The following is a 14113-nucleotide window of genomic DNA, read 5'->3' as shown; positions in this document are numbered from 1 at the left end:
CCGGCTTTCCGGTCTACGCCTCGGGCCGCTTTCTGCCGTGGACCATGGCCGCCACCAGGTTCTCGCGGTGAACGATGCTGGAGCCAATGACGCCGAGGATGTGAAAAGCCACCAGTGTCAGGGTAAGATTCGCGAGCACGTCATGGACTTCCTCAATCGCCCCCTCCTCTTGTTTCGGTTCCCGCTGCGACGATGCGGATGCGCTGCCGGCATCCTCATCCGCATGCGCCGAGGTCGTGACAACCGATGCGATTCCCGCAAGTGGACCGTTGCCTTCCTCGCCGTACGCGATCAACCCGGTGGCGACGGTTCCGGCGAGGCAGGCCAGCAGGGCGACCGCCATGGCGCCTCCGGCCGGGCTGTGACCGAGATACCGGCGCGGATGGCCCGTGAGCATATCGGCCAGATAGCGCACCACCTGTCCGGGGCCGTACACGAAATCGCGGAAACGGGCATGGCTGGACCCGATAAACCCCCAGAGCACGCGCACGACAACAAGACAGCCAACCACGTATCCGCTCCAGACGTGCCATGCGCCTGGGCCACCGGCTTCTTCCTCTGCGCTGAGGTAAGCGACCGCGAAGGCAAGAACGAGCAGCCAGTGCCCCCACCGCACCAGCGGATCCCAGACCAGGACCTGGGGAGTGCGAGCAGATCTCGACACAGCGTGACTGATGGCCATCGGACAGATCTCCCAAACTCAGTTGGACCTTGCACGTGTTGCTGGCCTACTGACACGGTCGACCGGCGGCTGCGTTGACTTACATCAACGCGTCACCTGGCGGGCTCTGCTTTCCTGATCGCGCAAACAATACGGTATTGTACCGGAATACTTATTTCGAAATCGTCCCGTGTTGCCGTCGCAATATGGGGCCGCCGCCTTGCGGGCGTCAACTGTCGGAAGTGAGGAAAATCGCATGATCAGGAACACCGCGATTGCGCTGCTGTGCCTCGGCTGTGGCTTCGGATCAGCCGCCCTGGCACAGGATGACCTGATGGCGGCGGCGCAGAAGAAATTCCAGCCAATCCCGATGACGCCGCCGGACCTGCCGGGCAACGCAGCGACACCCGCAAAGGTCGAGCTGGGCAAGATGCTGTACTTCGATCCGCGCCTGTCCGCGAGCCACGCGATCAGTTGCAGCTCCTGCCATAATATCGGCCTCGGGGGCGCCGATGCCGAACCGACATCCATCGGCCATCGCTGGCAGCATGGCGGACGCAATGCCCCGACGGTTCTGAACGCAGTGTTCAATACGGCGCAATTCTGGGACGGCCGGGCCAAGGACCTGGAGCAGCAGGCCGGTGGCCCGATGGTCAACCCCGTGGAGATGGCCTCCCCCAAAGCCCATGTGGCCGAACAGTTGAACGGCATTCCGGGCTACCGTGATGCCTTCGCCAAGGCTTTCCCGGATGTACCCGATCCCATAACGCTTGCGAATGCGCAGAAGGCCATTGCTGTTTTTGAGGCGACCCTGATCACCCCCAACGCGCCCTTCGACCGCTTCCTGCGGGGCGACGCCAACGCGCTTTCAGCCCAACAGAAGGCGGGCCTGGCGCTGTTCATGCACAAGGGCTGCGCGAACTGCCACAATGGGATCAATGTCGGCGGCGGCATGTACGCGCCGTTCGGCGTGGTCGAGAAGCCGGGTGCCGAGCTGCTTCCGCCGAACGACAAGGGCCGCTTCATGGTTACCCACACCGCAAGCGACGAGTATGTCTTCAAGGTCCCGACGCTGCGGAACATCGCCTTGACGGCGCCTTATTTCCATACCGGCAAGGCCTGGGACCTGCGCCAGGCGGTGGCGGTGATGGGGAACGTTCAGCTTGGCGCAAAGCTTACTGACGACGAAGTTGGCAAGATCACCGCCTTTCTGGGCAGCCTGACCGGCGAACAGCCGCGGGTGACGTATCCGATCCTGCCGCCGAGCGTCGGCTCCACGCCTCGGCCGGAGCCGTGACCGCAGGTTGCCGGTCCGCGTGGCGCAGCGGGCGACGTGGTGATCGCAGCGCCGGCGGGCCTGGCCGTCATGGGTGATGGTGGAAACAGCTTCGACGCTTCGTTGGGGCCGGGGCTGCTGATCCTGGGTGCGCCGGTTTCGCTGTGGCCGGCCTGCGTAACGTACTGACCCAGGCCCTCGGCAGCCCGGTCACCGTGCGCTTTGGCAACGACGGAATCGGCCTGCCCGTCGTCATGGCCGGGCGCATCCAGTTCATAACGACATAACAGCGAATTCCGCCATTTTCCGCCATCGCGGTGCCGGCGCCGGCTGGCTAACTCTGCGGTCACACAAGCGGACTTGCCACCGGCACGTCGTTACCGGCCAGTCGCCACCGTGGGAAATCAACGCTGAGTGGCACCACCGCGCTCTCCCGGAACCGCATCTCCACTTTCGTGGGGAGCAGTCGCCACTTTGCGCATGTTCGTCTCAACCACGCTGCCGCCTGCTGGCGTTGCCATGAACCGGTTTTCCCAGGCGCACCGGATCAGGGATAGCCGCAATCCATACTTTGCTTGCCAACGATACAGTCAGGCACATTTGCGGCTCATGATCGTGTTAGTATTGCGCATGAGCCGGCACACCCTTGACCGGTGTCCGGCTCCAGTATCCAATGGAGGTAGTTGTGAAGACGATCTTCTCGACCGCCGAAGTCCACCCGCGGGACCGGTTCGATTTCTGGTATGAAGTCGCCTGCAAGAATATCATCCGGCATAAGTCCACGCCCGACGATCGGTATGCCTTCCACGCCGAACTCCAGTCGGCAGCCCTGGCTGAGGTCGACCTCTGCCTGTTCGAGAACGCGCCAATGAGCGTTTCGCACGCGCCCTGGGAGGACGACAGGCTTATCGTCGGTCAGCAACTCGCGGGAACGTTCGCTTTGGAGCAGAACAGCCGCGAAGTCCTGTTGCGTCCAGGCGACGTCACGTTGGTCGATCCGCGCTTGCCATGGTCGGGAAAGTTCTTTCCTGGCTCGAAATTCCTTCTTCTCAAGATCCCGCGGCGCGCGCTGGAGGCTCGTGTCGGCAAGACGTCGGAGATGCTCGTCCGCGCCATCAGGCCGGAGGCGGCCGAGAACCGGCTGACGTCGGCGTTCCTGGCCCTGCTGCCGACCTGTGCCGGGGAACTGGGGCCTGTGGCCGAGGAACTGGTCAAGGACCAGGCACTCGACCTGATTGCCGTTTCGCTGGCAAAGACAATGGAGAGCATGCCGCACGTTTCGTCGGCCCGGGCGCTTGCCGCCATGAACGTGCGCGCCGCGGTCGAGTCGCGCCTTGCCGATCCGGCTCTCGACCCCGACACCGTCGCCGCGGCCGCCGGAATCAGCATACGGTACGCCAATGCGGCGCTGGCCCAGGAGGGCACGTCGATCGGCCGCCTGATCCAGGAGCGGCGCCTGGCACGGTGCCGGCGGGCGCTGGAGGATCCGTTGCAGGCGCACCGGACGGTGAGCGAGATCGCCTATGGCTGGGGGTTTTCCGACATGACCCATTTCGGCCGGCGGTTCAGGGCAGCCTTTGGCCTGTTGCCCAGCGATTACCGCCGCGCCTGCCGGGCCAGCCAGGATGATCTCCATCCGCAAACCGCGATGGCACGGGCGTGATCACGGCATTGGCGCACGCTGCCCTGGCGAGCGTGAAATAACACGTCGGTAACGACAAGGTCCGGTACGGGCGCCTTGCCTGTCAGCAGGAATCCTGCTTCATCCGTGCCGCGGGGAGCGCCAGATGTGTCAGGAACCAGTCCCGGGCCATGCTCGCGACGGCATCCAGCGCACCAGGCTCCCTGAACCGGCATGTCGCGCCCGGAACGGTTTCCAGGCGGCGTTCGCAGCGCAGCATCCGGTAAGCGTCCTGGTTGAGCGCCAGCACCTCCCGGTCCTGGCTGCCGACGATCAGCAGGGTGGCGGCGGCGACTGCGGTCAGCGCCTCGCCGGCCAGGTCGGGGCGGCCGCCGCGGCTGACGACGGCGGCGACGTCGGCGCGTACCGAGGCGGCGGCCAGGGCCGCGGCGGCACCGGTGCTGATCCCGAAAAAGCCAAGCGGCAGCTGCAGGTTTGCCGCAGCTAGGCGGCCCGCGGTGGCCGCCATGTCAAGCCGTTGCGCCAGCAGCGGGATGTTGAAGATGTTGGACCCGTCGGCCGCCTCGGGTCCGGCCAGCAGGTCAAACACCAGGGTGGCGAAGCCGGCCTGCCGGAACCACTCCGAAAGGTAAGCGCTGCGCGGGCTGGGGCGGCTGCAGCCCTGGGCAAAAACGATCAGTCCCTGCGCCCGGCCGGGCGGCAGCGCCAGCAGGCCTTGCCGGCCTGAGGTCGACAGGGTCATCGCAATACTTTGGGGCAAGAGCATGGTCATCCGACGCTCCCAGATTGAACGGCCTGCTGCGGCGGGTGTTCACCGGCACGGCGCCACCTGGACTGCGCCGCATCCCGCATGACGGCGATGCCGCCGGGCCCGGCCGTGGCGGTCCGCCAGATCCGCGGGTCCAGGCCGGACGGTAGCCGGCGAATGCCGCACGGCAGCGTGAGAGCTGCGTTGCCTGTGTCGCCTCGCGCTGAGTCTGATTGCCACGGCCCGTTCGTCAAAGGCGCACCAGGATCGGGACGGTTCCAGGTCTGCCGCAACGCCATCGTCGCCAACGATACGATCTATGATTGCCATTCTAGACACCAGTGGATTCTTGAATCGGCTCGCCCGGCACTATTCATCGGCTACGGGGCTTCATGCAGCCGTTGCAGAGAGTCCCCGGTTTCATCCGGCACTATCGATCACGGCGGGATGAGCCGGCGCAGGCTGATGCCCCGGCACCTGTGCGAACCGCGCCGGACTCTCACGCTCCTCGATCGATCCCTGGCGCACCGTCAGCACCCGCGACGCCGAGGCGATCGTCTCCCGCCGGTGCGCGATGATGATGCGGGTCAGGCCGAGCGCCTTGACGGCGGCGTTCACCCGCGCCTCCAGCGCCACGTCCAGGGCCGAGGTGCCCTCGTCCATGAACAGGATGCGCGGGCGGCGGTACAGCGCGCGGGCCAGCAGGATGCGCTGCTTCTGGCCGCCCGACAGGAACGTGCCCATGTCGCCGATCAGGCTGTTGTAAGCCATCGGCATGCGCATGATCTCGTCATGGATGCCGGCGGTTTCGGCACATGCCTGCATCCATTCCAGGTCGAACGTTTCGTCGAAGCAGCAGATGTTGTCGGCGACCGAGCCCGACATGACCTGGTCGTCCTGCATCACCACGCCAACCTGGTCACGGAAGGCGCGGACGCCGAACTGGCGCAGCGGCGTGCCGTCGACCAGGATCTCGCCGGATGCCGGCTGCAGCAGGCCGAGCATGACCTTGACCAGCGTGGTCTTGCCGCCGCCCGAGGGACCGGTGATGGCGATGTATTCGCCGGCCGCCACCGAGAAACTGGCGTTCTCGAAGATGAACGCCTCGTCGTCGGCATAGCGGAACGACAGGTCGCGGACCTCGATCGCGCCTTGCAGCGGGCGGCGATAGGCGGCCGGGACCGCCTGGCGCACCAGTTCCGGCTCGGGCTCGGTGCCGACGATGTCGGCCAGGCGCTCGAGCTGCACGTCCAGCATGCGGAACTCGATCGCCTTCTCGACGAAGCGGGCGGCCTTGTCGACGAACTGTGTCTTGTAAGCCATGAACGCGAACAGCATGCCGACGCTCATGCCGCCGTTCAGCACCGCCGCGGCGCCGAGGTAGATCACCAGGACATTTTCGATGCCGAACACGAGCTCGTTGCCGGCGCGGAAGCCCGCCCGCATGCGCGCCATGGCGGCGTCGGCGTTCAGCACTTCGACCCGGCAGTTCGTCCAGATCCCGGTGCGCTCGTTTTCCCGGTTGAATATCTTGATCGTCTGGATGGCGCGCAGGGTCTCGACGAACATTCCCGTCTCGCGCGCTTTCGCCTGCAACGACGTCAGCGCGCGGGTGCGCAGGGCGCGGTAGGTGGCGAGGCGCAGGGCGACATAGGCCAGCAGGGCCGGAATGACGATACAGGCGAGCGTCGCGCTGTAGATGAAGATCAGCACCGCCATCAGGACCGCCATGACGCCGTCGACCGCGGCCGACATGACGCCCTCGGTCAGCAGGTCGCGGATCGGGTCGGTCGCGGCGAAACGGGACATCAGGTCGCCGGTGCGGCGCTTTTCGAAGTAGTCCAGCGGCAGGCGCAACAGATGGCGCAGCACGCCGGCGCTCATTTCCAGCGCCAGGCCGGTCTGCAGGTGCACCAGCGCCAGCGAGCGCAGCAGCCCGGCGCCGACGTTGCACAGCATGAACAGGCCGAAACCCACCGCCAGCACGGTCATCAGGTCGTGGTCGTTCTTGGCGATGGCGTCGTCCACCATCAGCTGCATATAGAACGGGCTGGCAACGGCATAGACCTGAAGCAGCACCGACAGGATCAAGGCCTGGCAGATCGACGACCGGGTGCCGCGCGGCCAGATCAGGATTTCGCCGAGCCGCAGGCGCATCCGTTCGTTGCTGCGCGAGAACGTGTCCGCCGGCGCAAGCTCCAGCGCCACGCCGGTGAAATGCTTGCCGGCCTCGGCGTAGGAATAATGCTGCATGCCAAGGGCCGGGTCATGGATGTCCACCCCGCGGCGGGAGGCGCGGCGCAGCACCACGAAATGGTCCATGTCCCAGTGCAGGATGGCCGGCGTTTTCAGCCCGGTCAGGTCGTCCATGTCCAGCCGCAGCGGCCGCGACGTCATGCCCATCTCGCTGGCGATCGCCATGACCGAGCGGAGCGAGACGCCGCGGATCGAAATCGGATGCTGCCGCCGCAGCGTGGCCAGGTCGACGTGCCGCCCGTGGTAGCCGGAAACCATGGCGAGGCAGGCGAGGCCGCATTCCGCCGCCTCGGCCTGACGGATGTCCGGCAGCCGCGCGCCACCCAGGGGATTGAGGCTGAGCGTGTGGGTCATCGCGGAACCTCCTTGGATGGCGTTGTCACATCCGCCCGCGGGCGCTGAGCAGCGGATCGAACAGCCACTGGACCAGGCTGCGGCGGTCGATGACGATGTCGGCCTTCAGCGACATGTCCGGGCGCAAGGGGACTTCGTGGCCATAGGCGGTGATGGTCTGGCGATCGAGGCGGGCGGTGGCGCGATAGGACGCTTCCTTGACCGTCATCGGCCCGGCCGTCTCGCTGGGCTTCAGCAGGGCGTCAGACATCGAAACGATCGTGCCGCTGTAAAACCCGAAGCGCTGGAACGGAAAAGCATCGAAGGCGACGTGGACTGTCTGTCCCCGGCCGATGAACCCGGCGGCCCTGGCGGGCACCAGCAGCGAGATTTCCAGCGGCGCATGGTCCGGCACGATCGACAGCAGCGGAACCTCGGCCCGGGTGCCCATGCCGATCCAGGCCTGGAGGTTGGTGATCCGGCCGGCGATGGGCGCGGTCATGAGGTAGCCCTGCCTGGCCTGCGCCTCGGCCAGGCTGGCGTCGGCGTCGGCCATGGCCGCCCGCAGCACGGCCAGGTTGTCGGCGGTCTTGGTGTCCAGTTCCGCCATGGCATATCGTTTCGCGCGCACTTCAACCGCCTTGGCGGCGATCTGGCGGTAGATCTCGGTTTCCGCCTGGCGCTGCGACAACTCCATATCCTGCCGCCGCCGGAACTCGGTCAACGAGGTGTAGCCCTTGGCGACCGTCGATCGAACGGCTTCCACCTGGTCATGCGCCACCAGCAGCCGCTGCCGCTGGGTCCTGAGCGCGTCTGTCAGCGTGGCGATGTCGGCTTCAAGGGCGGCGAGGGCGTCGGACAGGGATTGCCGTTGCTCGGCTGCATGGTGCCGCTCGATGTCAAGCCGATCGGCGATGGCGGCGTGCTTGGCCTTCAATCCGGCCAGGATGGCGGTGTCGACGCCCTGGCCTTGTGTCCCGTGGCGCTCGGTCTTCACCAGCAGCAGGCGCTGGCCAGCGGTGACCGTTTCGCCGTCCGCGACATACAGCTCGGCGACGGATCCCGGCTCGGCCGGCATCAGCTTGGCGATGCCGGTGATCGGCGTCAGATAACCGTAGACCGTTTCCTTCTCGGCATAGGTTCCCACGGACAGGAAGATGCCGGCAGCAAAGACGGAGGCGGACAGAAACGCGGTCAGCAGCCACATCGCCAGCGGCGGCGCGATGGTGGTGCCGGACCAGGCACGATTGCGCCGGAACTCCACCGCTTCCGCACGGAACAGCGACCCGGCCATATGCGCCTCCTTGTTTTCCTTGTGTGAATTTCCCGCGGACCGGCGCATGATATCCGCGCGGACCGGTGGCGGCTGTGGAGCGGTCCACTCCCGGCGATTTTTCCGCGATTTGCCATTTCGGGCGTTCGCCGTGCCGGCGACGTTCCGCCGCCGCGCGAACCATCGGCACCCCGGCACGCACGGGCGCGGACGGCCGGGAGGAGGCGGGAGCGGCCGCGTGGGCGGAAACGCCGCTTCAGGCCGAGGTCGAGCCTCTTTCGATCAGCGACAACATGACCTGCCCGAGCACGGCGGATTTATATGGCTTTGAAACGATCGCGAAGCCGCACGCGGCCGCCCAGTTTTTGCCGACGGCGTCGCTGTAGCCGGTGGTGAGCACGACGGGAAGCGCTAGCCGGATGTGCCGCGCCTCTTCGGCGAGCGCGATGCCATCCATGCCACCAGGCATGGCGATGTCGCAGAAGTCGATGGCGGTCACGTCGATGATGACGCCACGCGCGCGCACCCGTCCAACGCGCTCGGCCAGCGTGTCACGCAGGTCGAGGAGATCATGATCCGTCAGCGCCGACTGGACCGAAACGATCAGAATATCTCCCTGCTTCAGGACGGGGAACGGCATGGCTTCAGGAAGCCGGGCGCACGCCGCGTTTCATAGCCGAGGATTCGCTCGGTTTCTTCCAGGCCGCCCTGCAGGTCGCCAACCGTGATGAGCATGCTCAGATCGACACCCAGCGTCACCAGGGACTGGGCAACCTCGGCCGACAAACCCGTAACGATCACCCGCGCGCCCATCAACCGCGCCGCGGCCACGGACCGTATCAGATGGTCGGCGACTTTGGAATCGACGGTTGGAGCGCCGGTGATATCCATGACCACCACCCGTGCGCGCTTGTCGCGCACCTGTCGCAGCAGGTTTTCGGTCAGCTGCTTCGCTCGTACCGAATCCCACAGCCCAATGATAGGAAGGATCAGCAGCCGCTCCCGCAGTTGCAGCACCGGCGTTGACAGTTCCCGGATCGCTTCCTGCTGGCGCAGAATGGTCTGCCACGGACCGCGCAAGCCCGACTTCCACAGCTCGGTTACGCAATTTACTGAAAACATTGAATGAATCGTGATTCGAAGCCGCGTGTGGTGCAAAAGCGCAGATTTCCTGAGAATCAGCCCATCGTAGGCCATTGATATGACACGGACTTTTTCTGTCAGAGGCGGCATTGGCACCACAAAAGCCTCAAAATTCGGATTCTCCCAGAGACTCCAACGAGTTGCACAATCAAACTGTAAAAGTCGGGGCAAGCACAGCAAGCGCCAGTTCTATGGTAACGATAAAACAGGACGGCGTGTTGACTGGTTCATACTCGCCCTGTGCAGAGCAGTACAGAATGATCCCGCCAAGGCATGGTGCCTACGGCATTCATTGCAAGGAGAAGAGGACATGTTCGAGGTTCTGTCTGCCACGTGATCAACGCGGTTTCCGGCGGCCATGGCGGCCCGGGAGTTGCCGGCGGTAGCGGGCGCCGTTCCGGATTCAGCGCCGGTTTGACTGAATTCCTCTTGCGCAAGCGGCCGATGATTTGAACGCCGGCGGCGCGGACAAGCTATGTCTGCGTTTCGGTTGGTTGAGGGTCATTGGCGGCGGGCGTGCGGGTGAATCGTCCTGACATGTAACCACAGAGGAAAGCAGAAGGTCGCGGAGGGCCACAGCGAAGATGTTCGGGCGCTAAGCGCGAAGCGCATGACAACCGGCACCGCCGTACCATGCATCGCCAGGCACCGCCGCATGGCCGGATCGGTGAAGCTGCCTGATATGACGCCAACATCCGCACCAGCCTGCGCGACATCCCCCTGACGCTCTGCGGCCCTCCAAGGCCCTCAGTCCATCTCTGTGCGAACAGAAATACGCCATCAACCAAGCTGTCCCCACCAGGGACGCACCATCCCCGACCACGGCCAAGCCGGACCATGAATGCCACGACCGCGGTGCCAGTTTCCAGCCAGACAGCAAGCCCTCCGGAACTCAAAGCCCAATTCAATCAAACAGGCTCGCAGACAGCCTCGCGATGCCATTCCCGACGCTTCCGGCTAAAATGAAACCGGCCTGCGAGCCACGCCGCAAGCCGGCTTCGCGGCGGCTTGGTCATGAGGCTGCCTGCGCGAAACGCTGCCGGTGCCGCTCCACCTGGATGCGGTAATTCTCCCGGTAGCGGTCGGTGCCCGCCTGGTGCAGCGCCAGCGCCGTGGCGTCGCGCTCGCCGCCCGAGGGCTCGACAAGGTCGAAATGGCCGTAGCGGTCCTGGCCGCGCACCAGCATCGCCTGGCCGCGCACCGGGCTGTTCAGCCGCACATGGGCGGGAATGTAGTTCAGGCCGATGCCGATGCGCCGATGCGACGCATGGTTCGGCGCCGAGCGGTGGACCGCCAGTTCGTGGTGCAGCGAAAACGATCCGGCGGGCAGTTCCATCGCCGTCGGGTTCGACTGGTCGAAATCCTCCATGATCGTCTGGCCGGCCCGGTTGATGCTGTTCGCCAGGCCCAGCGGCGCGTGCTGGTACAGCCGCGGGTGGCCGTGGAACGACAGTTGCTCCATGCAGCCGGCTTCGCGCGTGGCGTCGGTCAGGGCGACCCAGGCGCAGACCGATTCGTGCGGCTCCAGGCCGAAAAAGCCGGCGTTCTGGTGCCAGGCGGCATAGGTCGGCGAATGCGGCTCCTTGATGAAGAAGGTGCTGGTCCAGACCAGGATGTCGGGGCCGATGACGTCCTCGATGGCGTCGAGGATGCGCGGATGGCGGATCAGGTCGTTGAACCAGGGGGCGTGCAGGTGTCCGTGCGAGCGCCATTTCGCATCGGCATCGGCAACGGCGCAGCCAAGCTCCGCCTCCAGCCGCGCGAGTCCGTCCAGGCAGGTTTGGATCTCGGCGGGGGACAGGGCGGGGAGCGGGAACAGGAAGCCGTTGTGGCGGAAGAAGTCCACCTGTTGCTGCGTGAGTGCCTTCATTGTCGTCCTCCCGTTGTTCACTGCCGGCGGTTGTCAGCACGGCCTGGTCGACCCTGTCCTCGTCGACGTCCATGGCGGGTGGGTCCTGACCTTTGGGTCGTCTTCCGCCGGATGATATGCTAGTCTTGCACCATGGTCGCCCTTCGCCAACACGCGCCTGCCCGCATGACCGTGACGGAGTTCCTCGCCTGGGATGCGGGGGACCCGACCGGCGTGCCATACCAGTTGATCGACGGGGAGCCGGTGGCGATGGCTCCCGCGTCGGAGACCCATGCCGCTTTGCAGGCGGAAATCGGCGCGCTGCTGCGCAACCATTTGCTGGAACAGGGCGGGAAGTGCCGCCTGCTCAGCCAGCCCGGGATCGTGCCGCGGGTCCGCTCCGATCGCAATTTCCGTATCCCGGACCTGGGCGTGACCTGCGCGCCGCCCGCGCTCGGGCAGATGGTGCCGGACCCGGTCCTGCTGATCGAGATCCTCTCCCCCGGCAACGAGGCGGAGACGCGCGCCAATATCTGGGCCTATACGACGATCCCCAGCGTGCAGGAGATCCTGGCGGTGCACAGCACACGGATCGAGGCCGAACTGCTGCGCCGCGCCCCCGACGGCAACTGGCCGGAGGAGCCGGAGATCGTCGTCGGCGCCGATACGCTGCGGCTGGCCAGCATCGGCTTTGTCACGCCATTGGCAGCCATCTACCGGACCACGGCCCTGACGACGTGAGTCCCGCACCCTAATTGACACGCACACGCCGCTACACAGCGGCCGGGATGCGCGTTAGAAGCCCCCTTTGAAACGAGAAGCGACGGATCATGGCGAGTTATCAGTACGTCTACGTGATGAAGGACCTGACCAAGGCCTTCCCCGGCGGGCGCGAGGTCTTCAAGGGCATTACCCTGTCCTTCCTGCCCGGCGCGAAAATCGGCGTCCTCGGCGTCAACGGCGCCGGCAAGTCGACGCTGATGAAGATCATGGCCGGGATCGAGACCGAATACGGCGGCGAGGCCTGGGCCGCCCCCGGCGTCACCGTCGGCTACCTGGCGCAGGAACCGCCGCTCGACCCCACCAAGACGGTGGGCGAGAACGTCGAGGAGGCGTTCGCTGATTTGAAGGCCGCGCTGCACCGGTTCAACGAGATCTCCCACAAGTTCGCCGAACCGATGAGCGACGAGGAGATGAACGAACTGCTGATCGAGCAGGGCGACCTTCAGGCGAAGATCGACGCGCACGACGGCTGGGAGCTGGACCGCAAGGTGGACATCGCGCTGGACGCGCTGCGCTGTCCGCCGGCCGAGGCGGCGATCACCAGCCTGTCGGGCGGCGAGAAGCGGCGTGTGGCGCTGTGCAAGCTGCTGCTGGAAAAGCCCGACATCCTGCTGCTGGACGAGCCGACCAACCACCTGGACGCCGAAAGCGTCGCCTGGCTGGAGCACACGCTGCACGACTACCCCGGCATGGTGATGGTCGTCACCCACGACCGCTACTTCCTGGACAACGTCACCGGCTGGATCCTGGAGATCGAACGCGGCCGCGGCTACCCGTTCGAGGGCAACTACTCGTCCTGGCTGGAGCAGAAGCGCAAGCGCCTGGCGCAGGAGGAGAAGGAAGAGTCGGCCCGCCAGCGTGCCCTGGCGGCGGAATCCGAATGGATCGCGGCCTCGGCCCGCGCCCGCCAGACGAAAAGCCGCGCGCGTATCCAGCGCTATGAGGAGATGCTGCAGAAGTCGCAGGAACTGCAGACGGGCGTGGCGGAGATCGTCATCCCGCCCGGGCCGCGGCTGGGCAACGTCGTGATCGAGGCGGAGAAGCTGCGCAAGGGCTTCGGCAACAACCTGCTGATCGAGGACCTGGACTTCAAGCTGCCGCCGGGCGGCATCGTCGGCATCATCGGCCCGAACGGCGCCGGCAAGACGACGCTGTTCCGCATGATCACCGGCCAGGAGCACCCGGATGGCGGGTCGCTGCGCATTGGTGACACGGTGAAGCTGGGGTATGTGGACCAGTCGCGCGACAGCCTGGATCCGGACAAGACGGTGTGGCAGGAGATCAGCGGCGGCGACGAGGTGATCTACCTGGGCAAGCGCGCCATCCAGTCCCGCGCCTACACCGCCGCGTTCAACTTCAAGGGTTCGGATCAGCAGAAGAAGGTCGGCATTCTGTCGGGTGGTGAACGCAATCGCGTGCACCTGGCGAAGATGCTGAAGGTCGAGCACAACGTGCTGCTGCTGGACGAACCGACCAACGATCTGGACGTCGATACGCTGCGGGCGCTGGAGGAGGCGCTGACGGAGTTCGCCGGCTGTGCAGTGATCATCAGCCACGACCGGTGGTTCCTGGATCGGCTGGCGACGCACATCCTGGCGTTCGAGGGGGACAGCCACGTCGAGTGGTTCGAGGGGAACTTCCAGGCGTACGAGGAGGACAAGCGGCGCCGGCTGGGGGCGGATGCGACCGAGCCGCACCGGATCAAGTACCGGCCGCTGGCGCGGTAGGGAAGGGGGCTGCGAGGGGTGACACCTGATACAGATGTCACCCGGCAGAGCTGGCGCGCTGCCAGCCAGGACGTGTCCGATTGACGTCCAGCCATGCCAAGGGCGGGAAACGTCGTGAAACCGGGTTCCGGATGGTTAGGTGCTATAGCAGGAAGCTCCAGAGCCTGCCGAAGAATGGCGCGACAATGAGACGATGGTTCCGCTCGAATGGTTAGGGCGTGTCGTCAATTAAGCTAGGGCGTGTCGTCAATTAAGCCAAACGACGGCGGCGGCGAGGTGGACCGCGGCGAGGAAGTTGCGGGCAGTCTTGTCATAGCGGGTTGCGATGGCACGGAACTGCTTGAGCCTGGCGAAGAAATTTTCGATCAGATGGCGCGCCTTGTAGAGGTCGCGGTCGTAGGTCCGCGGCGAGCGGCGATTGG

General features: G+C 65.6%; 12 protein-coding genes. 4 read left to right on the top strand and 8 right to left on the bottom strand.

Going from position 1 to position 14113, the window contains the following annotated elements:
• Positions 1-13 precede the first annotated feature (13 nt).
• Positions 14-682 carry a cytochrome b/b6 domain-containing protein gene (locus CCS01_RS17350; RefSeq protein ID WP_104520037.1) on the bottom strand — a complete coding sequence of 223 codons (669 nt, stop codon included), beginning with the start codon at positions 680-682 and terminating at the stop codon, positions 14-16.
• A 313-nt stretch (positions 683-995) separates the two neighbouring features.
• Between CCS01_RS17350 and CCS01_RS17345 the strand changes: the two genes are divergently transcribed.
• Both CCS01_RS17345 and CCS01_RS17340 read left to right on the top strand, forming a co-directional pair.
• Entirely contained in the window at positions 996-1958 is a 963-nt protein-coding gene (locus CCS01_RS17345; protein ID WP_338049987.1) for a cytochrome-c peroxidase, read from the top strand.
• Positions 1959-2622: 664 nt separating this feature from the next.
• Positions 2623-3600 (top strand): AraC-like ligand-binding domain-containing protein, encoded by a 978-nt coding sequence (locus CCS01_RS17340; protein ID WP_158258454.1) that lies wholly within the window; start codon positions 2623-2625, stop codon positions 3598-3600.
• 82 nt (positions 3601-3682) lie between these two features.
• On the opposite strand, the gene CCS01_RS17335 is transcribed toward CCS01_RS17340, so the two are convergent.
• From CCS01_RS17335 to CCS01_RS17310, 6 genes are all read right to left on the bottom strand, one after another.
• Positions 3683-4351, bottom strand: coding sequence for a dienelactone hydrolase family protein (locus CCS01_RS17335; protein ID WP_193540144.1), 669 nt, complete (start codon positions 4349-4351; stop codon positions 3683-3685).
• 396 nt (positions 4352-4747) lie between these two features.
• Positions 4748-6937 carry a peptidase domain-containing ABC transporter gene (locus CCS01_RS17330; RefSeq protein ID WP_104520033.1) on the bottom strand — a complete coding sequence of 730 codons (2190 nt, stop codon included), beginning with the start codon at positions 6935-6937 and terminating at the stop codon, positions 4748-4750.
• A gap of 25 nt (positions 6938-6962) precedes the next feature.
• Positions 6963-8210 carry an HlyD family efflux transporter periplasmic adaptor subunit gene (locus tag CCS01_RS17325; RefSeq protein ID WP_158258453.1) on the bottom strand — a complete coding sequence of 416 codons (1248 nt, stop codon included), beginning with the start codon at positions 8208-8210 and terminating at the stop codon, positions 6963-6965.
• Between the two features lie 235 nt (positions 8211-8445).
• On the bottom strand, positions 8446-8829 hold the full coding sequence (locus CCS01_RS17320; protein WP_104520031.1) for an STAS domain-containing protein: 384 nt from the start codon (positions 8827-8829) through the stop codon (positions 8446-8448).
• Positions 8811-9386 (bottom strand): STAS domain-containing protein, encoded by a 576-nt coding sequence (locus CCS01_RS17315; RefSeq protein ID WP_204848323.1) that lies wholly within the window; start codon positions 9384-9386, stop codon positions 8811-8813. Before CCS01_RS17315 ends, CCS01_RS17320 begins: the two co-directional genes overlap by 19 nt.
• Positions 9387-10344: 958 nt before the next feature.
• Positions 10345-11202, bottom strand: coding sequence for a phytanoyl-CoA dioxygenase family protein (locus CCS01_RS17310; protein WP_104520029.1), 858 nt, complete (start codon positions 11200-11202; stop codon positions 10345-10347).
• A gap of 165 nt (positions 11203-11367) precedes the next feature.
• Here CCS01_RS17310 and CCS01_RS17305 point away from each other — a divergent pair, with 165 nt between their 5' ends.
• Together CCS01_RS17305 and ettA are read left to right on the top strand one after the other, a co-directional pair.
• The gene (locus CCS01_RS17305; RefSeq protein ID WP_239992212.1) at positions 11368-11922 is read left to right on the top strand and encodes a Uma2 family endonuclease; all 555 of its coding nucleotides are present in this window, start codon (positions 11368-11370) and stop codon (positions 11920-11922) included.
• Between the two features lie 89 nt (positions 11923-12011).
• On the top strand, positions 12012-13691 hold the full coding sequence (ettA, locus tag CCS01_RS17300) for an energy-dependent translational throttle protein EttA (RefSeq protein ID WP_104520027.1): 1680 nt from the start codon (positions 12012-12014) through the stop codon (positions 13689-13691).
• A 246-nt stretch (positions 13692-13937) separates the two neighbouring features.
• Here the strand turns inward: ettA and CCS01_RS17295 are convergent.
• Positions 13938-14113 (bottom strand): transposase (locus CCS01_RS17295; protein WP_146101497.1); only part of this gene is annotated, 176 nt, incomplete at its 5' end.

This window comes from Rhodopila globiformis (assembly GCF_002937115.1).
Taxonomy (GTDB): Bacteria; Pseudomonadota; Alphaproteobacteria; order Acetobacterales; family Acetobacteraceae; genus Rhodopila; species Rhodopila globiformis.
This window is presented reverse-complemented; position numbering and strand designations above follow the sequence as displayed.